Annotated in this window: 23 protein-coding genes and 1 tRNA gene; 13 read left to right on the plus strand and 11 right to left on the minus strand. The window is 69.3% G+C overall.

Translation table 11 applies throughout. The annotated features are described in order from the left end of the window. Positions 1 to 113: 113 nt before the first annotated feature. The 5 genes from AH6_RS26690 to AH6_RS26710 all read left to right on the plus strand — a co-directional run bounded on the left by AH6_RS26690 (position 114) and on the right by AH6_RS26710 (position 4,060). On the plus strand, positions 114 to 1,547 hold the full coding sequence (locus AH6_RS26690; RefSeq protein WP_067485149.1) for a form I ribulose bisphosphate carboxylase large subunit: 1,434 nt from the start codon (positions 114 to 116) through the stop codon (positions 1,545 to 1,547). Next, positions 1,547 to 1,966: a ribulose bisphosphate carboxylase small subunit gene (locus tag AH6_RS26695; protein WP_067485152.1), complete on the plus strand. Its 420-nt coding sequence runs from the start codon at positions 1,547 to 1,549 to the stop codon at positions 1,964 to 1,966. The genes AH6_RS26690 and AH6_RS26695 overlap by 1 nt, the downstream gene beginning before the upstream one ends. After that, positions 1,963 to 2,925, plus strand: a complete 963-nt coding sequence (gene cbbX / locus AH6_RS26700; protein WP_067485155.1) for a CbbX protein — start codon at positions 1,963 to 1,965, stop codon at positions 2,923 to 2,925. Before AH6_RS26695 ends, cbbX begins: the two co-directional genes overlap by 4 nt. A gap of 74 nt (positions 2,926 to 2,999) precedes the next feature. After that, positions 3,000 to 3,908 (plus strand): proteasome assembly chaperone family protein, encoded by a 909-nt coding sequence (locus AH6_RS26705; RefSeq protein ID WP_067485266.1) that lies wholly within the window; start codon positions 3,000 to 3,002, stop codon positions 3,906 to 3,908. Between the two features lie 80 nt (positions 3,909 to 3,988). Then, positions 3,989 to 4,060: transfer RNA gene (locus tag AH6_RS26710), tRNA-Val, on the plus strand. 84 nt (positions 4,061 to 4,144) lie between these two features. Here the strand turns inward: AH6_RS26710 and AH6_RS26715 are convergent. Next, positions 4,145 to 4,591: a hypothetical protein gene (locus AH6_RS26715; protein WP_245679479.1), complete on the minus strand. Its 447-nt coding sequence runs from the start codon at positions 4,589 to 4,591 to the stop codon at positions 4,145 to 4,147. A 626-nt stretch (positions 4,592 to 5,217) separates the two neighbouring features. On the opposite strand from AH6_RS26715, the gene AH6_RS26720 reads away from it, so the two are divergent. Further along, positions 5,218 to 6,696, plus strand: a complete 1,479-nt coding sequence (locus tag AH6_RS26720) for a helix-turn-helix domain-containing protein (protein ID WP_067485158.1) — start codon at positions 5,218 to 5,220, stop codon at positions 6,694 to 6,696. Further along, on the plus strand, positions 6,693 to 7,220 hold the full coding sequence (locus tag AH6_RS42795; protein WP_083983487.1) for a flavoprotein: 528 nt from the start codon (positions 6,693 to 6,695) through the stop codon (positions 7,218 to 7,220). Before AH6_RS26720 ends, AH6_RS42795 begins: the two co-directional genes overlap by 4 nt. On the opposite strand, the gene AH6_RS44115 is transcribed toward AH6_RS42795, so the two are convergent. Beyond that, positions 7,217 to 8,218 carry a DUF6414 family protein gene (locus AH6_RS44115; protein WP_157431734.1) on the minus strand — a complete coding sequence of 334 codons (1,002 nt, stop codon included), beginning with the start codon at positions 8,216 to 8,218 and terminating at the stop codon, positions 7,217 to 7,219. The two genes, AH6_RS42795 and AH6_RS44115, sit on opposite strands and share 4 nt — an antisense overlap. 415 nt (positions 8,219 to 8,633) lie before the next feature. Next, positions 8,634 to 8,894 (minus strand): hypothetical protein, encoded by a 261-nt coding sequence (locus AH6_RS44120; protein ID WP_157431735.1) that lies wholly within the window; start codon positions 8,892 to 8,894, stop codon positions 8,634 to 8,636. A 97-nt stretch (positions 8,895 to 8,991) separates the two neighbouring features. Here AH6_RS44120 and AH6_RS42800 point away from each other — a divergent pair, with 97 nt between their 5' ends. Then, positions 8,992 to 9,624: a 2'-5' RNA ligase family protein gene (locus AH6_RS42800; protein ID WP_083983488.1), complete on the plus strand. Its 633-nt coding sequence runs from the start codon at positions 8,992 to 8,994 to the stop codon at positions 9,622 to 9,624. A gap of 95 nt (positions 9,625 to 9,719) precedes the next feature. On the opposite strand, the gene AH6_RS26735 is transcribed toward AH6_RS42800, so the two are convergent. Then, the gene (locus tag AH6_RS26735; protein ID WP_067485167.1) at positions 9,720 to 11,468 is read right to left on the minus strand and encodes a bifunctional metallophosphatase/5'-nucleotidase; all 1,749 of its coding nucleotides are present in this window, start codon (positions 11,466 to 11,468) and stop codon (positions 9,720 to 9,722) included. A 308-nt stretch (positions 11,469 to 11,776) separates the two neighbouring features. On the opposite strand from AH6_RS26735, the gene AH6_RS26740 reads away from it, so the two are divergent. Further along, on the plus strand, positions 11,777 to 13,009 hold the full coding sequence (locus AH6_RS26740; RefSeq protein ID WP_067485170.1) for a helix-turn-helix domain-containing protein: 1,233 nt from the start codon (positions 11,777 to 11,779) through the stop codon (positions 13,007 to 13,009). A gap of 136 nt (positions 13,010 to 13,145) precedes the next feature. On the opposite strand, the gene secY is transcribed toward AH6_RS26740, so the two are convergent. The 3 genes from secY to AH6_RS26755 all read right to left on the minus strand — a co-directional run bounded on the left by secY (position 13,146) and on the right by AH6_RS26755 (position 15,414). Beyond that, positions 13,146 to 14,441: a preprotein translocase subunit SecY gene (gene secY / locus AH6_RS26745; protein WP_067485173.1), complete on the minus strand. Its 1,296-nt coding sequence runs from the start codon at positions 14,439 to 14,441 to the stop codon at positions 13,146 to 13,148. A gap of 101 nt (positions 14,442 to 14,542) precedes the next feature. Next, positions 14,543 to 14,911: a hypothetical protein gene (locus tag AH6_RS26750; RefSeq protein WP_067485176.1), complete on the minus strand. Its 369-nt coding sequence runs from the start codon at positions 14,909 to 14,911 to the stop codon at positions 14,543 to 14,545. A 41-nt stretch (positions 14,912 to 14,952) separates the two neighbouring features. Then, positions 14,953 to 15,414, minus strand: a complete 462-nt coding sequence (locus tag AH6_RS26755) for a DUF4829 domain-containing protein (RefSeq protein ID WP_067485179.1) — start codon at positions 15,412 to 15,414, stop codon at positions 14,953 to 14,955. Positions 15,415 to 15,455: 41 nt separating this feature from the next. On the opposite strand from AH6_RS26755, the gene AH6_RS26760 reads away from it, so the two are divergent. Then, positions 15,456 to 16,808 carry an FAD-binding oxidoreductase gene (locus AH6_RS26760; RefSeq protein WP_067485181.1) on the plus strand — a complete coding sequence of 451 codons (1,353 nt, stop codon included), beginning with the start codon at positions 15,456 to 15,458 and terminating at the stop codon, positions 16,806 to 16,808. A 147-nt stretch (positions 16,809 to 16,955) separates the two neighbouring features. Continuing rightward, positions 16,956 to 17,993, plus strand: a complete 1,038-nt coding sequence (gene glnII, locus AH6_RS26765; RefSeq protein WP_245679480.1) for a glutamine synthetase — start codon at positions 16,956 to 16,958, stop codon at positions 17,991 to 17,993. A 64-nt stretch (positions 17,994 to 18,057) separates the two neighbouring features. On the opposite strand, the gene AH6_RS26770 is transcribed toward glnII, so the two are convergent. Then, complete coding sequence (locus AH6_RS26770) at positions 18,058 to 18,510, minus strand: ArsR/SmtB family transcription factor (RefSeq protein ID WP_169807913.1); 453 nt, start codon at positions 18,508 to 18,510, stop codon at positions 18,058 to 18,060. A gap of 227 nt (positions 18,511 to 18,737) precedes the next feature. Between AH6_RS26770 and AH6_RS26775 the strand changes: the two genes are divergently transcribed. Beyond that, positions 18,738 to 19,379, plus strand: a complete 642-nt coding sequence (locus tag AH6_RS26775) for a hypothetical protein (RefSeq protein WP_083983490.1) — start codon at positions 18,738 to 18,740, stop codon at positions 19,377 to 19,379. 30 nt (positions 19,380 to 19,409) lie between these two features. Here the strand turns inward: AH6_RS26775 and AH6_RS26780 are convergent, their stop codons facing one another. From AH6_RS26780 to AH6_RS26790, 3 genes are all read right to left on the minus strand, one after another. After that, complete coding sequence (locus AH6_RS26780; RefSeq protein WP_067485187.1) at positions 19,410 to 20,228, minus strand: hypothetical protein; 819 nt, start codon at positions 20,226 to 20,228, stop codon at positions 19,410 to 19,412. Positions 20,229 to 20,349: 121 nt separating this feature from the next. Then, a complete protein-coding gene (locus AH6_RS26785) occupies positions 20,350 to 20,802 on the minus strand; it encodes a universal stress protein (RefSeq protein ID WP_067485190.1) in 453 nt (150 codons plus the stop codon). Between the two features lie 192 nt (positions 20,803 to 20,994). After that, a complete protein-coding gene (locus tag AH6_RS26790) occupies positions 20,995 to 22,734 on the minus strand; it encodes a RelA/SpoT family protein (RefSeq protein ID WP_067485278.1) in 1,740 nt (579 codons plus the stop codon). Positions 22,735 to 23,147: 413 nt separating this feature from the next. Between AH6_RS26790 and AH6_RS26795 the strand changes: the two genes are divergently transcribed. Continuing rightward, positions 23,148 to 24,251 (plus strand): polyhydroxyalkanoate synthase family protein, encoded by a 1,104-nt coding sequence (locus tag AH6_RS26795; RefSeq protein ID WP_067485192.1) that lies wholly within the window; start codon positions 23,148 to 23,150, stop codon positions 24,249 to 24,251. The last annotated feature ends 24 nt before the right edge of the window (positions 24,252 to 24,275 follow it).

Raw genomic sequence — 24,275 nt, forward strand, 5'->3', positions numbered from 1 at the left:
AACCGTCCACGGACCAACGTGGCCGGAACCCGGCGCGCCGTCCCCAGGCCCCCTGGGACATGCCGTCCTTCTCGGGACGGCGCGCCGCGGGCCCGGCCGGACAGGAGACGGCGATGAGCGCGGGCAGATGGTCGGCGGGCGTGATCCCCTACGCCGAGATGGGCTACTGGCGGCCGGACTACCAGCCCAAGGACAGCGACATCCTGGCGGCCTTCCGGATCACGCCGCAGCCCGGCGTGCCGCCGGAGGAGGCGGGCGCGGCCGTGGCCGGCGAGTCGTCCACCGCCACCTGGACGGTGGTGTGGACCGACCGGCTCACCTCCTACGAGAACTACCAGGCCAAGTGCTACCGCGTGGAGCCGGTCCCCGGGCAGGAGGGCCAGTTCATCGCCTACATCGCCTACGACCTGGACCTGTTCGAGGAGGGGTCGATCGCGAACCTGACCTCGTCCATCATCGGCAACGTCTTCGGGTTCAAGGCGCTGAAGGCGCTGCGGCTGGAGGACATGCGCATCCCGCCGCACTACGTGAAGACCTTCCAGGGCCCCGCGCACGGCGTGGTGATGGAGCGCGAGTACCTCGGCAAGTTCGGGCGGCCGCTGCTCGGCGCGACCGTCAAGCCCAAGCTGGGGTTGTCGGCGCGCAACTACGGCCGGGTGGTGTACGAGGCGCTGCGCGGCGGCCTGGACTTCACCAAGGACGACGAGAACATCAACTCCCAGCCGTTCATGCGCTGGCGCGACCGGTTCCTGTACTGCATGGAGGGCGTCAACAAGGCGCAGGCGGCCTCCGGCGAGATCAAGGGCCACTACCTGAACGTGACCGCCGGGACGATGGAGGACATGTACGAGCGCGCGGAGTTCGCCCGCGACCTCGGCAGCGTCATCGTCATGATCGACCTGACCATCGGCTACACGGCGATCCAGTCGATGGCGAAGTGGGCGCGCGCCAACGGCGTCCTGCTGCACCTGCACCGCGCCGGGCATTCCACCTACACCCGGCAGAAGACCCACGGCGTCAGCTTCCGGGTGATCGCCAAGTGGATGCGGCTGGCCGGGGTGGACCACATCCACGCCGGGACCGTCGTCGGCAAGCTGGAGGGCGACCCCAACAGCGTCGCCGGGTTCTACGACACCCTGCGCCAGGACAAGATCGCCGCCGACCCGGTCAAGGGCCTGTACTTCGACCAGGACTGGGCGTCGATGCCGGGCGTCATGCCGGTGGCCTCCGGCGGCATCCACGCCGGGCAGATGCACCAGCTGCTGCACTACCTGGACGAGGACGTGATTCTCCAGTTCGGCGGCGGCACCATCGGCCACCCCATGGGCATCGCGGCCGGGGCCGCCGCCAACCGCGTCGCGCTGGAGGCGATGATCAAGGCGCGCAACGAGGGCCGCGACTTCCTGGCCGAGGGCTCCGACATCCTGCGCGCCGCCGCCAAGCACAGCCGCGAGCTGGACGTGGCCCTGGCCACCTGGGGCGACATCACCTTCACCTACGAGTCCACCGACACCCCCGACGTCGTCGAGACCCCTGTGAGCGTCTGATGCGAGTCACCCAAGGCACCTTCTCCCACCTGCCCGACCTCACCGACGACGAGATCACCAAGCAGATCGCCTACGCGCTGGAGCGCGGCTGGCCGTGCTCGGTCGAGTTCACCGACGACCCGCACCCGCGCAACTCCTACTGGGAGATGTGGGGCCTGCCGATGTTCGACCTCACCGACCCGGCCGGGGTGCTGTACGAGGTGAACGAGTGCCGCAAGGCGTACCCGAGCCTGTATGTCCGGCTGAACGCCTACGACGCCCGCTACGGGCGGCAGACGACCGCGCTCCAGTTCATCGTGCAGCGGCCCGCCGAGGAGCCGGGCTTCCGCCTGGAGCGCGAGGAGACCTCCGACCGGCGCGTCCGCTACCGGATCCACCCGTACGCCCTCGACCGTCCCCAGGGTGAACGCTACTCATGAGCCAACGGTCCGGATTCGGGATGCGTCCCGCCCCGAACGGCGCGCCGGAGGAGGAGGCCCCCTCCTCCGGCGCGCCGCCCCTGCCGCCCGACGCGAGCGTCGACCTGGCCAAGGAGCGCGCCGACTCCCAGGTGGACGGGGTGCTGGACGCCCTGGACGCCGAGCTGGTCGGCCTCGCCCCGGTCAAGACGCGCATCCGGGAGATCGCGGCGCTGCTGCTGATCGACCGCGTCCGGGCGCGCTTCGGCATCGACTCGGCGCGTCCCAACCTGCACATGTCCTTCACCGGCAGCCCCGGCACGGGCAAGACGACAGTGGCGCTGCGGCTGGCCGAGCTGCTGCACCGGCTCGGCTACGTGCGCAAGGGCCACCTGGTGTCGGTGACGCGCGACGACCTGGTCGGCCAGTACGTCGGCCACACCGCGCCCAAGACCAAGGAGGTCCTGAAGCGCGCGATGGGCGGCGTCCTGTTCATCGACGAGGCGTACTACCTCTACCGGGCCGAGAACGAACGCGACTACGGCCAGGAGGCCATCGAGATCCTGCTGCAGGTCATGGAGAACCAGCGAGACGACCTCGTCGTCGTCCTCGCCGGCTACAAGGACCGGATGGACTCCTTCTTCGCGTCCAACCCCGGCATGAGCTCGCGCATCGCCCACCACATCGACTTCCCCGACTACGACACCGCCGAGCTGGAGGCCATCGGCCACCTGATGCTGGCGCGGGAGGGCTACCGGCTGGCCCCCGAGACCGAGCAGATCTTCCGCGACTACCTGGAACGCCGCCAGGCCCAGCCCCGTTTCGCGAACGCGCGCTCGGTGCGCAATGCCATCGAAAGGGCCCGCCTGCGGCACGCCAACCGGCTGCTCGCCGGGTCCGCCACCGTCGATCGTGCCGCCCTGACCACGCTGCTGCCCGACGACTTCCTGGCCAGCCGCGTCTTCGGAGTGCGACCCTGATCACATCCGATCCAAGGAAGGGACCCGTCATGTCCTAGGGTTAAGGAGAGCGACATGTAGAGGTGGGGGAGACGGTGCTTAACCCTGAGGATCTGTACCAGCTCGACGCCGACCTGCCGGAGCTGAGCGGGCCGGTCATGCTGCACAGCCTCGACGGCTTCGTGGACGCGGGCTCGGTCGGGCGCCTGGTCCGCGAGCACCTGCTGGAGACGCTGGAGCACCGCGTGGTGGCCCGCTTCGACGTGGACGCGCTGATCGACTACCGGGCCCGGCGGCCGATGATGACCTACGACCGCGACCACTGGTCCTCCTACGAGGCGCCCGAACTCGTGGTGCACCTGATGCGCGACGACATCGGCACCCCGTTCCTGTTCCTGACCGGCCCCGAGCCCGACCGGCTCTGGGAGGGCTTCACCGCCGCTGTCCGCGACCTGGTGGAGGACCTGGACGTGGGCCTGGTGGTGGGCTTCCACGGCATCCCGATGGGCGTGCCGCACACCCGCCCGGTCGGCATGACGTCCCACGCGACCCGCCCCGAACTGATCACCCGCTCCTCATGGTTCGACAAGGTGCAGGTGCCGGGAAGCGCGGCGGGCCTGATGGAACTGCGCCTGGGCGAGGCGGGCCACGACGCGCTGGGCTTCGCGGTGCACGTCCCGCACTACCTGGCGCAGGCGGCCTACCCGGCGGCGGCGGTGGCGGCCCTGGAATCAGTGGTGGGAGCCACGGGCCTAGTCCTCCCGACGGACAAGCTGCGCGCGGCGGCGGCCGAGACCGACGCCGAGATAGCCGAACAGGTGAGCGGCAACGACGAGGTGGAAAAGGTCGTCCGGGCCCTGGAGCAGCAGTACGACGCCTTCGCCGGAGCAGCGGAACGTGACAGCCTCCTAGCAGAAGCTCAGGAGATGCCGACCGCCGAGGAGATCGGCGCGCAGTTCGAGCGCTTCCTGGCGGAACAGGAAGGCCCCGACACCCAGCCCTGAGCCGACGAAAACCCGCACCCGGCTGCGTAATCCGTTTCGCGAACCCCCCGGGGAACCAGGTACGCTTGCCCGGTCACCGGGGGCGTGTAGCTCAGGGGTAGAGCACTCGCCTTACAAGCGAGTGGCCGCTGGTTCGAAACCAGCCACGCCCACCTCCGAGAAGACCCCGTTTCCGACCAAGGAAACGGGGTCTTCGCATTCCAGCAGCTCACAAAGCTCCTAGGGCAGCCCCACCATCAGCGAGCACGCCCTCGCAGCAGCCGGACCCAAAGATCCTCGACAGAGCGCAGCCGGTTACGTGGCGACTCCCATACCTCGTCATCCACCGGCCCGCGCACCGTGCGCCGGATGAAGTACACCCCGCCCACCGCGCACAACTCGTACAGCGTCGCCAGGCATTCACAGGTATGAGAGACCACCCGGAACCGTTCCTTGGACCCCAGCACCGGCGCCTCTGCCCCTCGCACCCGCCGCCACTGGATCGCCTCAAAGCCAGGCCGCCGCATCGCCACATGCGGCCCGTGGAACTCCTGGTCCTGCTCGCTAGTCCACGGCACCTCGGCGAAGAACCCAGAACGCCACAGCCGGTACTCAGCCGCGGCGGCAGATTCAGCCTTCGCCGCTCGCTCAGGCCGCTCCGGGACAGGCGTCTGTTGCGGCGCGGTCACGATGACACCCGCCACGCAGACCCATCACACGACCCCGCCCGGTTCGGCCACATCCGTGCCTGGACGATGACCTGCTCCAACTCCTCAGCGTCGCAGGCTTCGACCAGGCACCAGCGGCCGCACCACACCAGCGCCCACCAGGACCCGGTATAGAGCCCGTACCAGACCCGGACGCCCGGATACCGACGCTCGATCTGTTGAGCAGGCGACAGCCGAACCACTGCCACCACCTCCGCCGTTGGAAGCGGAACTGGGGACGCGAGGCCATGACCGCCCATCCCATGCAGCCCAACGGGGGAAGGACCGCGCTGTTCAGCCACCCACACCACGTCACTGGCCCCGCAGTTCATCACGCAGCCCGCAGTCGGCCAGGCGGCGTACGCGCCAGACAAGCCGAACGCTGAGGCCCCGGCCCGCTCTCGGCACGAGGCAGGCCCACCAGAACAGCCCGCCGAGGATGGTTGAACTTCCAGACCCGCCCGCCGCAGGACTCGCACTTGGTCTCGCCCGCCGGTTGCCGCTGCGTCATGACACCAAGATCTGAGATCCGCCGCCTGGCTCCCATTCCCCGGAGATATCCCGCCAGGGGATATACGCTCAGCCAAGACGGCACACGCGCACCAGACGCGGAGGGAGAGCCGATGCCGGGACGGGCCTCAGACCCGATCGTCATCCCGGAGTCTTTGTGGCAGCGCCCGCAGGTGATCCAAGCTCTTCAAGACCGCGACATCCGATCTGTCTTCCTGTTGCTGCGCCAGTACGCGGGCGCAAGTCAGACACAGATCGCGATCGCCTGCGGCATGACCCAGGGCAAGGTCAGCGAGACCATGAAGCAGGGCGGCCGCCAGGTCTCCACCCTGGAGGTCTTCGAGCGCATCGCCGACGGTTTGCAGATGCCCGACCCTGCCCGCATGACGCTCGGCCTGGCCCCCAAGAACTTCACCTCTACCGAGCCACCAGCGTCGGCCAGGGCGGTTATCACATCGCGGGATGAGCCCGCGGGTTTGGCTCCAGCCCCATCACCGAGTTCTCTGGACACAGATCTAGAGCTATCTGGGGAAGGGGACGCGGTGCGCAGAAGGACGCTCGGCAAGCTGGCCGGAGCAAGCGTGTTCAGCGCGATCCTTGCCGACCTGCCCACCAGCGGCGCGCCCTTGCAAGGCGTCGAAGCCTTCGCCGCCGCCCTCGCCGACTACCCGGGCACCGGTGCAAACCCGAGCCCGACAGACCTCAGCCTGCCCCGACTGTCCAAGGCCGTCGCCACCGCCAAACGCAACTACCAGGACTGCCGATACTCCACCGTCATCGACGCCCTACCGGCACTGCTGGGCGACCTACGCGCAGCGTCTGGCACTCATAAAGGCGACGACCGGCTACGCGCCGAAGCACTCTCGGCCGAAGCCCATCACGTCGCCGCAAGCATCCTGCTTAAGCTCGACCACGAGGGCTTGGCATGGATCGCCGCCGACCGCAGTATGCAAGCCGCGCACAACAGCCAAGACCTGACCATCATCGGCTCCAGCGCCCGCATCATCACCCACGCTCTGATGAACGACGGCCATTGCGCCGCCGCCAACACCGCCAGCAGCTACGCCCAGCGCATCGACCACGAAGTAGACGAGCGCACCCCCGACTTCCTGTCGGTCTACGGCGCGCTGCTTCTGCGGGGAGCCGTGGCCGCAGGCCAACGCAGCGACCGCCACACCGCCGCCACCCTCTTGGACGAGGCCCAGGCCGCCGGCCAACAACTCGGCGGAGACTACAACCTTCGCTGGACAGCATTCGGCCCCACCAACGTCCAACTCCACCGCGTCAACATCGCGCTCCAACTCGGCGACGCCGGAGCCGCCATCCAGCAAGCCCGCACCATCGACCTAGACCGCGTCCCCTTGACCGAACGCAAGGCAACGCTCCTGATGGACACCTCCCGTGCTCTCGCCCAGTGGGGCAAGCACGATAAGGCGTACGAGGTTCTGCGCGTCGCCCACCAGCTGGCACCCGAAGAGGTCGCATCCCGCCCGTCAGCTCACCGAATGCTGGCCAACCTTATGACCACAGCCCCGCCTAGCGTCCAAAGGCAGGTCCGAGAGTTCTCAACAGATATCGGAGTGACCTGGTGACCAAGTCCGAGGAAGGAAAGGTCCTCTACCTCATCATCTGCGCTGCGGGCCCCGCAGGAGGCGCCAACGAACTGGTCGATCTCGCACAACAAGCGGGCTGGGCAGTTCAGGTGATCGCAACACCGGCCGCACTGGACTTCATCGACACCGAAGCCCTGGAGGAGCAGACAGGCCGCCCGGTCCGCAGCCAGTACCGCAAACCCGGCGAACCGCGCTCGCCCAAAGCCAACGCCATCATCGTCGCCCCGGCGACCTTCAACACCATCAACAAGTGGGCCGCAGGGATAAGTGACACCTACGCCCTAGGAGTCCTAGCCGAAGCATTGGGCCTGAATATTCCAGTCGTAGTACTGCCCTTCGTGAACACAATATTGGCAAACCGCACCCCATATCGAAATAGCGTTAGATCGCTAATCGCCGAAGGTGCCGTGATACTCCAAGAGGATTCAGATAATAGCCCTCATTGGCCGGGCAGTGGAGGCAGTGTAGTATTCCCGTGGGGCCAAGTTCTTCTTCATCTCTAGGGTGATGGCATAAGTTCCGTTGAGGCTGGGGTAATCATCGTTCTATATACAGCAATTGGCACCATGGAGAAACCGGGATGCTGGGGGAGATCGGTCAAGCCAGTTACGCCCATTACTTTCATGAACGAATTGACTGTACTGGCGGCCTTTCCTCTTTTGAGTCCTTCGTCATTCGCGAAATCTTCAAAAGAGGGTGTCGTGCTCGCCGGGGCCGCGTGGTGCCCAACAAGACCAACCATGGTCCACTCTTGGACATCTAGGCCATAGCGAGCGAAGAGTACATCCGGTTCACTGTCCAAAAACTGCCTTCCCTCTTGAAGCCGAGCGCTAATAACTATTTCGTCGTCATCGGTAGGGGTGAGGTTCATGTGCAGGCCGGGACTAAACAGCCCTCTGGCCACTCTAATCAGAGCTCGGAGTTGACTGGAAGGAAGGAATTCCATTTCCGAGCTGATCTGATAGTCGGGAATCAGGTCCTCTAGATTTTGCGTACCGTCTCCTTCGGAACTTCTAGAACCTTGGGACCGGCGATTATTGCCGCCTCGGGATGCGCCCTGTCGGGACTGCCCTTCGTCAAGAAGCCCCTGTAGGCCCATGTAAGTAGCTGCTGTACCAGCAAGACTTGAAGCTACAAATCGTGAATCAAAAAGCGAGCCAGGTGAGGTGATCCTCACCATTGATCCAGCAGGCCAAGAGTCTGCAATAGTGCCTGATCTCCACAGTTCAACATCAGTTAGCTGATCGGATATATCGGCCAGCAAGTTATGAACCTCTAGGCTCTGCTCTAGGACAGGAAATAGGGCATCTCCGAAGGACTTGTTTACATAGCGCTCATCCGCCCAATTTTGATAATGACTTGCAAAGCCTCGCACGCCTCCTTCCGTTCTCTTGTCCGTTCTGACGGTATTTCTTTCATCTTCCTCTATTCCGCCCTCTATTTGTGCCAGCATTGACCTAACCTTTTCGGTGTCCACATAAAGAAATTCGCGGAGATGCATATTTTTTCTCCTTTGTGGCTGGGTGGTGTGCTGTAGCTCCATAATACTCTTGCGTGATACGCCATGTAATTCAAAACGTCAAAACTGCCTAAAACCTTCTTTTCGTTCCCCTTGAGCGGTAAGGGACCTCGCAGTGATCATGTCTAGTTTGTTGCCGAATTCAGCCGTTTGGTGTCAAGCGTGGCGGCGCTCGCGCTACGGCGCGGCCCACCGCTCGCGCCGTCCGGCGCGTGCGGTGTGGGCGCCGTTCCCCGAACGGCGCGCGGTGGGCCGCGCGTAGGCGGCACCCCTGCCGGCCCTTCGGCGAACGGCGGTCACCGAGTCGCGCCGCCGCGTGCAGCTCTGCGGTCAGGCCGATTAATCGTGCCCGAATCAGGAGGCGCGCCGCCCCCTGGCCCTTAGCGAGCCGGAGCACTTATCGCGTGAAACGCCCTGTCACACATGACGGTCGTTCGCGCGAACCAACGCCGATCTCCTCGTACACGCAGCAGTGATCTTCGGTGACGTCGATCTTGACGGTCACGCCGAGCGGTACAGCACCATCGCGCTCATGCTCGCCCGAGAGGGTGGGATTAACGAGTCGTACGCATGGTACGCCCAAGCTAAGACGGCACGCTGGCAAAACCGCTTCATCAAAGCCGCTGACCTCTCCCGACAGGGCTTCGAGATCAGCCATCCCCGCTACCGGACAGCTCTCTCGCAACCCAACTCCGACAGTAGATCCACGACTTCAACGCCGCCGCCCTGACTGACAGCTCCTACCAGGAGAGTTGATGAGTCCTCTGCCCACGCAGATGATCAATCGTTGGCAGAACCGAGAGGAGCCCAGCCCGGGTCAGGGCATGGTCTACTGGCACATCCTTCTGGGCGATCAACCTGAAGCCCGCAACGCCGCCCAGGTTGTTCAACAGCGACTCGTCAGCAGTTCCGGTCTCCACATGCCTCCGCTCGAATGGCTTCACATCACCATTCTCGTGGTCGGCCCCACCGGAGAGATCACCACTGATCAGCAACGGGACCTGCTCGCCGAGGCATCTGTACTTCTCGCCGAACTCCCTCCCGCCGACGTGAAGCTCGGCCGAATCCTCTATCACCCCGAGGCGATCGCCGCAGAGGTCCAGCCCGTCGGCCCTTTGAGCCAGATCCGCAAGGCCGTCCAGACGGCCACCCTCAAAGTGACCGGCCACGAAGGTCACACCGAAGGCCCCGCCCAGTGGATCCCACACATGACACTCGCCTACAGCGAGACCGAACAACCGGCCGAACCACTCATCACAGCACTTGGCCGAGAACTTCCAACTAACGAGTTCGCGATCAATGCTGTAACCCTCGTCGTACAACAGGGCCCCGAACGCCTTTGGGATTGGCACATCGTAGGACAGGCATCTCTCCTGGACCGCTGCTGAAGAAGCCACCGCAAGGATCACAGGGCAAAACAAGGCCCCGTCTCCAGCAAGGAAACGGGGCCTTCTTGTTATGGGAGGCGCGCTCCCGGTCATTGTCAGCCGTTGACGCGGTCCAGCGGGGCCGGGCCGACCGGTGGGTGGGCCTTCAGGTAGGCGACGAACGCTTCGTGGTCGGCGGGCTGGTTGCGGTACGCCTGCCGGAAGCCGGTGAATGCCGAGTACCCGTCCGCCCCGATCAGCGTGTACGCCAGGGTCGCCAGGCGGTAGTCGCGGCTGGTGTCGAGGGGGCGGCCGTTGATGATTACGTCCTTCGGGTCCACCCGGTCGCCCTCGGGGTGGGTGGCGTCGTAGCGGTAGCGCACGTTCCGCGACACTGCCAGCGGGCCGAAGCGGCCGCCCTGCCACTGCTGTTCGAGGGCCTGGTGGATCTGCTCGCCGGTCACGGTGACGGTGAGGATCGGGTTGCCGTAGCCGTAGGCCGACCATGCTTCGCCGAAGGTGATCGTCCCGTCGGCGTCGCCCGGTGAGGTGCCCTTGGCGAACGGCAGGTCGCGGGCGAGTGCCGTCGAGCCCTTGAGCGGCTTGGTCGAGATCAGGGCGAGGTCGGCGCGGCCCTTGCGGTTCTGCTGGGCGGTCCAGAGTTGCACGTCGGCGGCCAGGTCACCGAGGGTGCTCTCGCCATGGGCGTTGGGGGTGCGGGCCAGGTCGCCGGTCTGCTTGGCCAGTGGCTCGGCGGCGCGCTTGTCGCCGCGCACCCGCCAGTAGTCCACCGTCTTCGCGACGGCCGGGTCGGGCGCGATGTCGCGGGTGACCGGGTGGTTGACGGCCGTGGTGTGCTCGCGCAGGACCTCCCGCGTGCGGGGGTCGATCTTCAACCCGAGCTCGCTGATCAGGCGGCCGTGGTTGAGGCCCTCGATCACCGGGCGGGGGTTGCCGGCCGGGTCGGGGATCGAGCAGTTGAAGCCCGCGTGCCAGTGGCCGGTGACGATCGCGTCGATGTCGGGCGTGGCGGCCCGCGCGAAGTCGATCACCGGGCCGGACGGCTTGTTGCAGCCGTTGAAGCCCGCGCCGTCGGCCTGGCCGCCCTCGTGGACGTTGGCGACGATCGCTTTGACGCCCTTGCGCCGCAGCTCGGCGGCGTACTTGGCGGCGGTCTCCACCAGCGGCAGCGCCTTCAGGCCGGGCTGGTAGGAGGTGGAGCCCGTCGGCGTCTCGACGGCGGTGAGGTTGATGAACCCGACCGGGACGCGGCGGCCTCCGCTCCCGCGCACCCACTCGACGTTGTAGGGCTTGAGGATGGGACGGCTCGTCCGCGCGTCCACGATGTTGGCGCTGAGGAAGGGGAACTTCGCGCCCTTGAAGCGCCGCCCGGTGGAGTCGGTGAAGCAGCTGTCCACGTCCACCTTGCCGAAGCAGCGGCCCCGCTCCATGTGGTCCTTGAGGAACTCCGACGAGACGTCCAGCTCGTGGTTGCCCGCGGCGGAGAACTGGACGCCGAGCGCGTTGAGGACCTCGACGGTGGGCTCGTCCTGGAAGGCGTCCACTTCGAACGGCCACCCGCTGAAGTTGTCGCCCGCCGAGAAGGTGATCGAGTTCTGCTTGCCCTCGCGGAGCTTCTTGAGGTGCGCGGCGTTGTAGGCGGCCCCGCCGACCTTGAGCACCGTGCCGTCGGGCAGCTTGACCTGCCCGTTGGCGGCGTCGTCGTAGGGGCGCAGGTACCCGTGGAAGTCGGTGATCGCCAGCAGTTGCACGTCCACCGGCGCGGGCGCGGCCGTCGCCGTCCCGCCGAACCCCGCCACCACGGCCCCCGCCGCGAGCACGGCCACCGCCGCACGTCTCACCATCACGCCTCTTCCTTCGCACCTGTCACGGTCGAAGGAAGAAGATCATTGTGGGATGTCCGTTCGGCGACCTTCCGGTGAGCGAAAGATGCCGGGGAGGGGAGCGCCCGATCTTCCAGGGTGGTGCAAATGCCGTGGGGCGCGACGCTCGGGGGCAGAGGCGGATGAGGGTGGGGCGAGCGTCCGGCCGTTCGTTGAGGGGCTTGAGGAAACAGGGCGGCCGAGCTGATCTGCTGCCCTTGTAAGAAAGCTGACCAGCGACGACGGCCTGTGCCTACTCTGGGATTGCGACCTACCGGAGGGCATGGCTGATGCTTGGTCGGGATGTGTGGGATGCGGACACGGTCGGTACGCGGTTGCGGGTGTTGCGCAAGTGGCGCGGGTTGACGCTGGTCGAGTTGGCCGGGTTGTCGGGGCTCAGTCCGTCGTTCCTGTCGATGGCAGAGCGGGGGCAGCGGTCGTTGGATCGGCGCAGTCACCTTGCTGCGCTGGCCAGTGCGTTGTGCGTCTCTGAGACTGATCTGGTCGGTGGTCCGCACTTGTCGTCGGATCCTTTGCAGGCTAATCCGCATGAGGCCATTCCCCGGCTTCGGGTGGCGCTCCAGACCAACACGCTGACCTCTCCGGCGGTGGAGCGTGCGCGTCCTCTGGACGAGTTGGTCGCCGAGATGGCGCGCATCGAGCCCTATCACCAGGCATGTGACTACGTGCGGGTGGGCGTCGGCCTGCCGGATCTACTCGATGAGTTGCACCTGCACGCTGCGGCTCCGATCGATGAGGCCGCCTACCGTCTGGCGCTGTCCACGCTGGTGGAAGCGTGTACGGCGGCGGTCTTCACGGCCAAGGACCTCGGATATCAGGACCTTGCGCACCTGGCCGCCGTACGGGCCGAAGAGGCTGCGGCCATTCTGGACGATCCGGTGCGTCAGGGCCAGGTCGACTTCCTGCGCATCCACACCATGCCGCGTGCGGGGTCCTGGTCGCGCACCTTGAACATGGCCGAACGGTCGGCCGCGCGCCTCCAGCCGTATGCCAGGGACAAGCGTGGACACGAGGTTCTGGGGATGCTCACCCTGACGGCCTCGCTCGCCGCCGCCGTGGTGCATGACGGCGTCAACGCCCAGCACTGGATGGACGAGGCCGTCGATCTGGCGGATTCCCTTCCCGACACTCCTGACGCGAACTGGATGTCCTTTTCCACCACCAACGCCCGTGTCTGGGACGTGGCGGTGAGCGTGGAGCGAGGCGTCAGTGGCGGGGCGGTCCTGGAGTTGGCGCGGGCCGTGGACGAGGGCAAACTCGCCGACAAGCCAGGCAGGCACGCCGCGTTCCTGGCGGATGTGGGCAGAGGATTGGCGCGAGAGCCCAAGCACAGGGACACCGCCATCGGCTGGCTGCGCCGGGCCGAGGACACCGCCCCTCAGTGGATACGCAACAGCCCGCCGGTACGCGAAACCGTGGCCGTTATGCTTCAGCAGGCCACAGCCCAGGCCGGGGGACGGGAGTTGCGCGGTATGGCAGCTCGCATGAGTGTTCCGCATTGATGGGGCGCTGCTTTCCGTGGCTCGTGTAGGGCTCCTTCTGTTGTGGGGTTGGCTGTTCAGTGCATCTCGCATGTGCGGGCTGCCCAGATGTTGCAGTCCTGAGGCGGGCCCGGCGTTTGGCCGGGCCCGCCTTCTTTCAACGCAGGAAGCCCTCGTAGTTGCGTTGTTGTAGTTGCGACTCGATCTGCTTCACGGTGTCCAGCCCCACCCCCACCACGATCAGGATGCCCGTGCCGCCGAACGGGAACTGCTCGCCCACGCCCAGCAGCGCCAGTGCCAGCAGCGGGATCAGCGCCACCACCCCCAGGTACAACGAGCCCGGCGCCGTGATCCGCGTCAGCACGTGGTCCAGGTACTCCGCCGTCGCGCGGCCCGGTCTGATCCCCGGCACGAAGCCCCCGTACTTCGTCATGTTGTCCGCCACTTCGGTCGGGTTGAACGTGATCGCCACGTAGAAGTACGTGAACGCCACGATCAGCACGAAGAACGCCGCCATGTGCCACGGGTCGTCCTGCCGCAGGTGCGGGGCGAGGCGGTTCAGCCAGGGCAGGTCCGGGCGCAGTTGCGTCGCCAGCGCCGGCAGGTACAGCAGCGACGACGCGAAGATCACCGGGATGATGCCCGCCTGGTTCACCTTCAGCGGGATGTAGGTCGAGGTGCCGCCGTACATCCGGCGCCCCACCATCCGCTTGGCGTACTGCACCGGGATACGGCGTTGCGCCTGCTCCACGCACACGACGCCCGCCATGATCGCCAGCCCCACCAGCACGACCAGGACCAGCACGAACGTGCCTTTGGTCTTGTAGATGGCCCAGAACTGCGCCGGGAAGACCGCCACCACCTGGGTGAAGATCAGGATCGACATGCCGTTGCCGACGCCCCGTTCCGTGATCAGCTCGCCCAGCCACATGACCGCCGCCGTCCCGGCCACCATGCACGCCACCATGGTCGCCACCGGCAGCGGCCCCGCCTCGTGCAGGACGCGAGCTCCGCCCGGCACGCCGCGGAACAGTTGGCCCGACGACGCCATCGCCACCAGGCCCGTGCCCTCCAGGACCGCCAGCGCCACCGTCAGGTAGCGGGTGTACTGGGTGATTTTGGTGGTACCGGCCTGGCCTTCCTTCTTGAGGGCCTCCAGGCGCGGGATCACCACCGTCAGCAATTGCAGGATGATGCTCGCCGTGATGTAGGGGTACACCCCCAGCGCGAACACCGACAGCTTCAGCAATGCCCCGCCGCTGAACATGTCGATCAGCGAGTAGGCGCCGTTGTTGTTACGGGCGGCGTCGGCGGTCTCCCGCAGCACCGCCACGTCCACGTTGGGCGCTGGCACGTTCTGGCCCAGCCGGAACAGCACGATGACGAACAGGGTGAAAAGCAGCTTCTTGCGCAGGTCGGGCGTGCGGAACGCCCGCGCGAACGTGGTCAGCACGGCCGCTCCAGGGCAGCCGGGCACGCTCGCGCCACGATGACGCGGTAGATGACGAGCCTCCATACGGGTACGCCGCAGCGCGCCCCAGAGGCACGCCGCGATCAGTGACTGGGAACGTCGGAACCCGTGTCGGAAGGCGGTCCGCGCACCGGCGCGGTCGACGGCCGCACCGAGGGCGGCGCGATGTGCCGCGTCTTGGCCAGCACCCGGCAACGGTCGGGTGCGGAGAGTGCCGCCGGTGGCTTGATGCAGGCGTGCTCGGACGCGTGCGCGGTATGGCGCGGCCGCTCGTCGGGCTGATGCGGTCGGACGGCCGCGGGCGCGCTTGCCGTGGCGCCCGCCCGGATGACCTCCGCGACGCCCTGTTCCGGCACCGCCGACAACGTCGCGGTGACGGCCAGGCCGAAGAAGCCCGCCAGGACGAGCAGGAGGCGGCGGCGTGTCGAGAGCGCCTCATGCGTCCCCGTCATCGCCCCGCCTCCCATGCCGTTGCCAGCACGCTACCCCGGGATCAGCCGTTCCCGTGGTCGTTGATGCGCCAAGGTCCGGTCAGGGATTCGCGGACCAGCAGGTATCCCCAGGCCGTGGGCCCGTTGGGCATCGACACCTCGGTCTTCTGCTTCAAATCGAAGGTCACCGGCACCTTGACGACCTGCGCGTACTGCTTGCCGTCCGGCGACTCGTAGCCCTGCTCGGGGATCGGCGCGCTGACCTTCAGGTCGCTGAGCTTCGCGTCGTTGAACAGGCTGTCGGCGACCTCGGTGGTCTCCAGCTTGCCGAAGTGCGCCGTGGACAGCGCCCGGCCCGTCTTCTTGTCGTGCGCGTTGATCGCCGCCACGTAGGCGGTGACCACCTCCTGCGGCGGTGCGCCCGCCGGGGGGAGCTTCACATGGGTCTGCCCGTCCCCGCCGCACCCGGCGAGCAGGGACGCCGACAGCAGGAGGGGAACGCCGCCGCGCACGATGATCTTCACGTCGGTAATTTACCGGAACGCTCCATTGTTAGGTTGGGCGAATGGGGTTCCTCAAGGCGTTGCGCGCGGTCGTGCCCACCGAGACCGACGGCGACGTCGTCGCCGCCTACTCGGCCGACCAGGCCGCCTGGGCGCCGGTCGGCGAAGCCCTCGCCGTCGTCCGCCCCGCCGACGCCGAGCAGGTCCGGCAGGTCGTCGCGCTCTGCGTCGAGCACCGCGTCCCGCTCGTGCCGCGCGGCGCGGGCACGGGTCTGTCGGGCGGGGCCAACGCCGTGGACGGCTGTGTCGTGCTGGACATGTCCGGCATGGACCGGGTCCTCGCGGTGGACGCCGACGAGCAGCTCGCCGTCGTCCAGCCCGGCGTCGTCAACGACGACCTGCGCCGTGCCGTCGCCGAGCACGGCCTCTGGTACCCGCCGGACCCCGCCAGCTCGCCCTGGTCCACCATCGGCGGCAACGTCGCCACCAACGCGGGCGGCATCTGCTGCGTCAAGTACGGCGTCACCCGCGACTACGTGCTGGGCCTCCAGGCCGTCACCGGCACCGGCGAGCTGGTCCGGGTCGGGCGGCGCACCCGCAAGGGCGTGGCGGGCTACGACCTGACCGGCCTGCTGGTCGGCTCCGAGGGCACGCTCGGCGTGATCACCGAGGTGACGGTGCGGCTGCTTCCGCTGCCCGCCGCCGCGCCGCGCACGATCGTGGGCGCGTTCGACGAGCTGGTGGACGCCGGGCGCGCCGTCGCCGCGATCGCCGCCTCCGGCGTCACGCCCGCCGCCCTGGAGCTGGTGGACCGCTACTGCTTGCGCGCCGTGGACGACTGGAAGAACATGGGCCTGGCCGATCTCGGCGACGTCCTGCTCCTGGCTCGTGTGGATACCGTCGACGACCAGGACGCCGCCCGCATCCAGGAGTTCTTCGACGCGGCGGGCGCGGGCTGGAGCACCCGTTCCACCGACGACGCCGAGGCCGAGGCGCTGTTCGCCGCCCGCCGCCTGGCCTACCCCGCCCTCGAACGCCTCGGCCCCGCCCTCACCGAGGACGTGTGCGTGCCGCGCGGCGCGGTGCCCGAGATGCTCGGCCGCATCGAGCGCACCGCCGCCGCCCACGGCGTGCGCATCGCCAACATCGCGCACGCGGGCGACGGCAACCTGCACCCGCTGATCACCGTCCCGGCGGGCGACGAAGCGGCCCGCGAGCGCGCGGAACGCGCCTTCGAGGAGATCCTCGACGACGCCATCGCGCTCGGCGGCACCGTCACCGGCGAACACGGCGTCGGCCTGCTCAAACGGCGCGGGATGCGCGCCGAGCTGGGCCCGGAGGTGCTCGCCCTGCACCGGGCGGTCAAGCGGGCGCTGGACCCGGCCGGGGTGCTCAACCCCGGCAAGGTCATCTAGGGCTCGGGCCGAAAAGCCGGGGTTGTGATCGGTCTCTCACTTCGTCCCGGCAGGTCAGGACGCGCGTTACATGCCGTTCACATTTGGGCAACAGGTCCGAAATGCCGGATTGTCACTCTCTGGGTGGCCCGAACGACAGGCCGGCGCATGACGAAGGGACCGACGTTGAGCTACAAGGCCGAGTACATCTGGATCGACGGCACCGAGCCCTCGGCGCGGCTCCGGTCCAAGACCAGGATCCTGCCCGACGGCGCGGACCTGCCGGACTGGGGCTTCGACGGCTCCAGCACCAACCAGGCGCCCGGCGACAACTCCGACTGCGTGCTCAAGCCGGTCTTCTGCTGTCCCGACCCCATCCGCGGCGGCGACCACAAGCTGGTGCTGTGCGAGGTCTACCTGGTGGACGGCACCCCGCACCCCACCAACAACCGCGCCAAGCTGCGCCCGGTGGCCGACAAGTACGCCGCGCAGGAGTCCTGGTTCGGCATCGAGCAGGAGTACACCTTCTTCCAGGCCGGCCGCCCGCTCGGCTTCCCCGAGACCGGCTTCCCCGCCCCGCAGGGCCCCTACTACTGCGGCGTCGGCGCCGACGAGGTCTTCGGCCGCGAGATCGTCGAGAAGCACATGGACGCCTGCCTGGACGCCGGCCTCGCGCTCTCGGGCATCAACGCCGAGGTCATGCCGGGCCAGTGGGAGTTCCAGATCGGCCCGGCCGGGCCGCTGGACGTCTCCGACCACATGTGGGTCGCCCGCTGGCTGCTCTACCGCATCGCCGAGGACTACGACGTCGCCGCCACCCTGCACCCCAAGCCCGCCAAGGGCGACTGGAACGGCGCGGGCGCGCACACCAACTTCTCCACCAAGGCCATGCGCGAGGGCTACGACGCCATCGTCACCGCCTGCGAGTCGCTGGGCGCGCCGGGCAAGGTCGAGGAGCACATCGCCGAGTACGGGCACGGCATCTCCGAGCGCCTCACCGGCCAGCACGAGACCGCCCCGCACGACGTCTACAGCTACGGCGTCTCCGACCGCGGCTCCTCGGTGCGCATCCCGTGGCAGGTCGAGGTGGACAAGAAGGGCTACATCGAGGACCGGCGCCCCAACGCCAACATCGACCCCTACAACGTCACCCGCGTGCTGGTGAACACCTGCTGCGAGGCGCTGGAGAAGGCCGGCCAGGTCTGATCCCGCCTGTTCAGGGCCAAGGGCCCGGCGTCGTTCCCGCTGACGGGACGGCGCCGGGCCCTTCTCACGTCGCGCCGGTGCCGCTGCTGACGTCGTTGGCGGCGCTCAGCATCGCCAGCACCGGGAACACCACCCGGCCGGGCACCCGGTAGACCGCGCGCTCAGTCTGCTCGACCAAGCCCGCGCCGCTCAACGCCTTCAGGTGGTGGTAGAGCTGGCCGGTCGAGCCGAGCCCCAGCTCGGACTGGAGGTCGGCGACGGTGCGGGGCCCGGTGAGCAGCAGCCGCAGCACCTCCAGCCGGGCGGGCTGGCCCGCCGCCTGGAGGACGGCCGCCAGCGGCGCGGCGGGCCGCTCCAGCAGCCAGCCCGGCGCGCGGGTGACCTGCCAGCTCCACTCGTGGCCGCCCAGCCGGGCCGCGCCGCCGTAGACGATGTGGCCGGTGTCCTCGTGGGCGGCGTCGTCGGCGGCTGGATCTTCGGGCGGAGCGGCGGCGAGGCGCTCTTCCAGCTCGGTCACCCGCGCCTCCAGGGCGCGCAGCCGTTCCTCGGTGGTGCTCAGGGCGGTGCCTTCCTACGCTGGCCGGGCCGGTACGACGTCACCGTACTCGGTAATCCGTAATTGCGGACGAGCGTAACCGTGCCGCTCGCGGAGAGTTGCCAAGCGGACGCAAAGTGTTGAAGCGGGTGGAGTCCTCCCGAACCCCGCCGGGTAGCACTCAGGTGTTCACACCGGGGGAGGGGACCATGGCCGAGACGCCGTTCGAGCCGTTCTTCGACGGCGGGCCGGGCCGGGACTCCGGCCGCCGGGGCGGGGCCGGCCGCGTCCGCCCCTACCAGCGGTCCTTCCGCTGCCGCACGGCGCTGCGCCGCCGTCCGGACGAGCGTGTCATGGACCGTTACGCGGGCTTCGTCGCCCTGCACGAGGCGATCTCCGAGCCGCCCGTCACGGACCTGCGCCGCCTGTGGTGGTGCGGGCTGGCCGCGGCGGTCGCGGCGGGGGGCCTGGCCGCCATCGCGGTGCTGATGTTGCGCGGGCTGCTGGGACTGCCGATCCCGGTCTTCGTCAGCGGCGCCGCGGGCACCGGTTCGGCGGCCGTGTCGTACGCGGTGTGCGCCGCCGCCATGACCGTCCAGGCGACCGCCCTGCTGCACGTGCTGGTGGCCACCGCCGCCCGGCCGCTGCGCGCGTTCTGCTGGATCGGCGGCATCGTGGTCGGGCTGGTCGCGCTGCTGCCGCTGCTGCTGGACGCGCCGCTGGGCGCGCTGCTGGCCACCTCGGGGATCAACCTGGTGGGCGGCACGGCCGTCGTCACCGTGCTGGCCCTGGTCGCCGCCGAGACGCAGGGCTGGGACGAGCCGCCGTTCCCGGGCGCGCGCGACCTCTGAGCCAGGCCGGGCCGGTCAGGAGCGGCCGGGTCAGGACCGGCCGACGATGATGGCCAGCGGTTCGGGCGCCTTCGTCGTCCCCACCTTCACCGGACGCAGCCGCCGCCGCACGTGCAGCTCCACCGGATCGGCCGGGGCCAGCACCCGCAGCTCACGGTGCATCCCGGAGAAGCCCAGCACCAGGAACGCGTCCCAGGTGCCGCGCGGCAACGGGTCGTCGATGAACGCGCGCGTCATCGGCACCGAGGCGGTGTAGCCGAGCCGGGTGGGCTCGGCGTCCAGCCTGGCGATCACCTCGTAGACGCGGTCGGAGCCGCGCTCGCGCAGCGTCAGCGTCGCCGAGACCGGCGTGGTGATGTCGCGGACGTCCACGTGGCCGCACACCACCAGCTCGTCGTCCTCGTCGTTCCAGGCCAGCGCGTCGGCGGTGGTGGAACCGGCGGGGTGCGGGTCGCCGCCGACGTCGAGCGCCAGCGTGCCGCCGGGCACGGTGAAGTAGGCGCTGACCATGGTGGAGTCGGGCAGGAAGAGCCGCTGCGGGGAGCCGTCCAGCTCGGGACCGCGCTCCCGGCCCAGCGAGGCCCTGTATGAGCCCCGGCGCAGGATGATGTCCCAGAGGCCGTGCGGCAGGGGGCCGCCGTCGGCGGCGGTCAGCACGTCGACGTCGGCGGAGAAGCGCTCGCTGCCGTTGTCGCCGGGCTCGACGGCGACGGGCAGCGCGCAGGAACGGGGGCCATCGCGCTCGCACAGCTCCAGCTTGAGCGCGCCGTCCGGGCCGGCGTCCAGGCGGCCGCGCACCCGCAGGACCGTGCCCGCCCACCGGGCCTCGGTCAGGTAAGGATCAGACACCGGCGTCCCCCCGCTTGTCGCGGCGGCGCGTCCGGCCGCTGCTCCTGGACCGTCAGTCTGCCCGACCGGCCGCCGCCGAACCACCGGCCACGCTCAGGGCACCACGCTCAGGGCACCACGCTCAGGGCACCACGGTCACCGGCCAGCGGCCCGCGCGCACCAGCCGCACCGCCACCGAGCCGATCAGCCGGTGCCCGGCCTGGGCGGACGCGCCGACCACCACGGCGTCGGCGCGCTCGGCGTCGGCGACGCGGGCCAGCACCGTGTAGGGGTCCCCGGCCTCGTTCACCAGCTCGTAGCGGACCGGGGCCTGCGCGGCGGCGCGCTCCAGCTCGCCGCGCAGCTCGGCGGAGATCTGCTCGGCGGCCTCGCGCAGCACCGCCGCGCCGCCCGGCGTCAGCGTGGACAGCGCCGCCACCGGCGTGACGTGCACCAGCACCAGCCGCGCGTCGCTGCGCCGCGCCAGCCCCCAGGCGTAGGCGGCGGCGCGCAGCGAGGTGTCCGAGCCGTCCACCCCGGCCACGATCACGCGCGGCCCGTCCACGACCCGCCCCAGCGGATGCCCGCCGCTCATACGATCACCACGCCACCAGCGTAGGCGGCCAGGGCGGGCGGACTTCGCACGCCCCCGCAGCAGGTCAGGCGCAGGGTAGGGACGGCACGGGAAGGTTCCATCCGACCGCCCGGCCCCCACAGCAGATCAGGCGCGGGGCGGGGGATGGAAGGTTCCGCCCGGCCCCCACAGCAGGTCAGGCGCAGAGGCGGGTCAGGGGCGGGTGAAGTGGGCCAGCAGGTCGTCCAGGCGCAGCGTGCCGACGCCCACCGCCGCGTACATCTCGTCGATCTCGGCGTAGCCCAGCTCCCGCGCCACCGCCAGCGAGTCGCCGTGCGCCTCGACGGCCAGCAGGTCCAGGCGGCGGTCGGCCAGCGCGCGCACCAGGCGGCGGCGTCCGGCGTCGGCCGCCTCCTCGGTGCGCCGCCCGGCCAGCCAGCGCTGCACGTGCACCCGGGGCGCGGCGGTGACCGCGTAGTCCAGCCACTCGGCCGACGGCACGCCCTCGGGGTCGGTGATGACCTCCACCACGTTGCCGCTGCGCAGCTCGGCCGACAGCGGCGCGAGCCGCCCGTTGACCAGCGCGCCGATGCTGCGCCCGCCGGTCGCGGTGCCCAGCGCGTAGGCGAAGTCCAGCGCGGTCGCCCCCTCCGGGAGCGTGATCAGCTCGCCGGACGGGGTGAGCACCGCCACCGTGCCCTCGGCGAGGTCGGCGCGCAGGCCGTCCAGGAACTCCGCCGACGGCGCGCCCGACTGCCAGGCCAGCAGGCGGCTCAGCCACACCAGGTCGCGCCGCCCGGTGACGGTCCCGGCGGGCCCGGCGGAGCGGATGTGCTCGACGATGCCGTACTCGGCGACCGGGTGCATCGCGCGGGTGCGGATGATGACCTCGACCGCGTCGCCGTCGGGGGTGATGACCCGGGTGTGCAGCGACCGGTACATGTTGTCCTTGGGCAGCGCGATGAAGTCGCGGACCTGGCCGGGGATCGGGTGCAGCGCGGCGTGCACCGCCCCGAGCGCGACGTAGCAGTCCTGGTCGGTGCCGTCCACGACCACCAGCAGCCGGGCCGCCTCGCACGGCCGCAGCCCCGCCACGTCGCCCTCCAGCGCGCGGTGCACCGCGTACAGGTGGGAGGCCCGGATCGTCACCCGGCCGGTGATGTCGTGCCGGGCCAGCGACGGGCGCAGCCGCGCCAGGGCCGGGCCGAAGGCCGCCTCGGCTCCGGCGAGGGCGGCGCGCACCGCGCGGCCGGTGACGGCGTGCGCCTCGGGGTCGCTGGCGGCGAACGCCAGGTCGTCCATCTCCCGCTTGAGCGCGTGGATGCCCAGTCGTTCGGCGAACGGCACCAGCAGCTCGTGGCTGGCCTTGGCGATGCGCCGCCGCTTGTGCGGCGGCTGGAAGCCCAGCGTGCGCAGGTTGTGCAGCCGGTCGGCGAGCTTGACCACCAGGACGCGCAGGTCGTCGGCGGCGGCCAGCACGATCTTGCGGAAGGTCTCGGCCTCGGCGCGGTCGCCCCACCGGCCGCCGTCCAGCTTGGTCACCCCGTCCACCAGCACCGCGATCTCGTCGCCGAAGTCGGCGCGCAGCTCGTCCAGGGTGTAGGGGGTGTCCTCCACTGTGTCGTGCAGCAGCGCCGCCACCAGCGTGGTGGTGTCCATGCCGAGCCCGGCCAGGATCATCGCCACCGCCAGCGGGTGGGTGATGTAGGGCGCGCCGGACTTGCGGAACTGGCCGCGGTGCAGCCGCTCGGCGACCTCGTAGCCGCGCAGCAGCGCGGCCTCGTCGCCGCCGGGATGGGCGGCCCGGTGCGCGACCAGCAGCGGCGCGACGGCCGGGCCGACCGCGTCGAGGGCCGGGGCGCGCCGCCGCAGGGGCAGCGGGAGGCGTCGGCGCGGGGCCCGGAGGGCCACCGTGGCCGTGCCTTTCACGTTCGCCGGATCGAGGGTCGTCATCGCGCCCGCCATGCGGTCTGCCCGGTAGCGCTACTGCTACGGGGTGTAATCACCATTATGCGGGATGTCCCCTGGCGGGCGCGAGGGCGGGGGTGGGGTGACAGGTCCGGGAGGTCCGCGCCGCCGGGGTTGTCGCGGGTGCGCGGGGGGTTGCGGCGGGGTGCCGGAGAAGGGGGCGGCGGCGGGCCGCGCCGCCGATTGCGGTGACGTTCCGTGATGACCGGCCGATCGTTTCGGCGTGCCCAATGTCCGGTCGCGGCGGCGGCGCGGTCAAGGTGATTTAACGCGCGCTTCACGTGCCTGTGATATCGGTCTCACCGTGACCGGTGTAGGAATGCTCTTGTGCGAGCTAGACCGGCATTGGTCAATATCCCGCGCACGCCGAGACCCGAATGGAGATGGATAATAAAGAAATGATTCCCTCGCCCCGCAACCTGCGCGCCGCCGCCGCCAACGCCGCCCACAAGCTGCTCTACGGCCACCTGGCCGACCTGCGCCCGATGCCCACCGAGATGATCGACGACGGGCCCAAGCGCTCGGTCTACCGCTACCGGCCGCCCGAGGGCCTGGTGCCCGCCGGGCCGCCGGTGTTGTTCGTGCCGCCGCTGGCCGCCCCGGCGCGCTGCTACGACCTGCGCCGCGGGTGCAGCCTGGCCGAGCACGTGGTCAACACCGGCCGCCGCGCCTACCTGCTCGACTACGGCCCCATCGGGTACGCCGACCGGGATCTCGGCTTCGAGGAGTGGGTGCGCGAGGTGCTGCCGGGCGCGATCCGCACCGTCAGCGCGGACGCGGGCGGGCAGCCGGTGCAGCTGGTCGGCTGGTGCCTGGGCGGGATCTTCTCGTTGCTGGCGGCCGCCGCCGATCCGGGCCTGCCGATCGCCTCGGTGGCGGCGATCGCGACGCCGGTCGACACCCGCGCGGTGCGGCTGGCCGCGCCGCTGCGGCCGCTGACCCGGCTGACCGGCGGGGTGGAGGCGAGCGTGGTCAACGCGGTGTTCGGCGGGCTGCCGCAACCGGTCGTCAAACGCGCCTACCAGCTCATCGGGATCGACAAATACCTGCTGCGCCCTTACAAGACGCTTGTCAACCTTGACAATGCCGAGTTCCTGGCGCAGATTGAAGCCGTCGACCATTTCACCGACTCCATGCTGGCCTATCCCGGCCGCACCGCCGAGCAGATTTACCGTTCCCTTTTCCGGGACAACGCGCTGGCCGGTGAAGGCGTGGAGATCGGCGGCGAGCGGGTGCGGCTGAGCGAGGTCCGGGTGCCGGTTCTGGCCATCGCCGGACGCGGCGACGGCCTCGCCCCCGTCGCGGCGGTCCGGCCGCTGACCCGGCTGCTGGAGAAGGCCCCGGAGGTCCGGTTCGAGATCGCGTCCGGCGGCCACCTCGGGGTGCTCACCGGCCGGTCGGCGATGACCACCACGTGGGTCCACCTCGACCGCTGGCTGGACGAGGGCACCGTGCGGCACGGGCTGCGCGCCCCGCGCCGGGAGGCGCTCGTCCAAGCTTGATCGACTTGTGAACCGCGCCTGATC

The organism is Actinomadura hibisca NBRC 15177, from assembly GCF_001552635.1.
Taxonomy (GTDB): Bacteria; Actinomycetota; Actinomycetes; order Streptosporangiales; family Streptosporangiaceae; genus Spirillospora; species Spirillospora hibisca.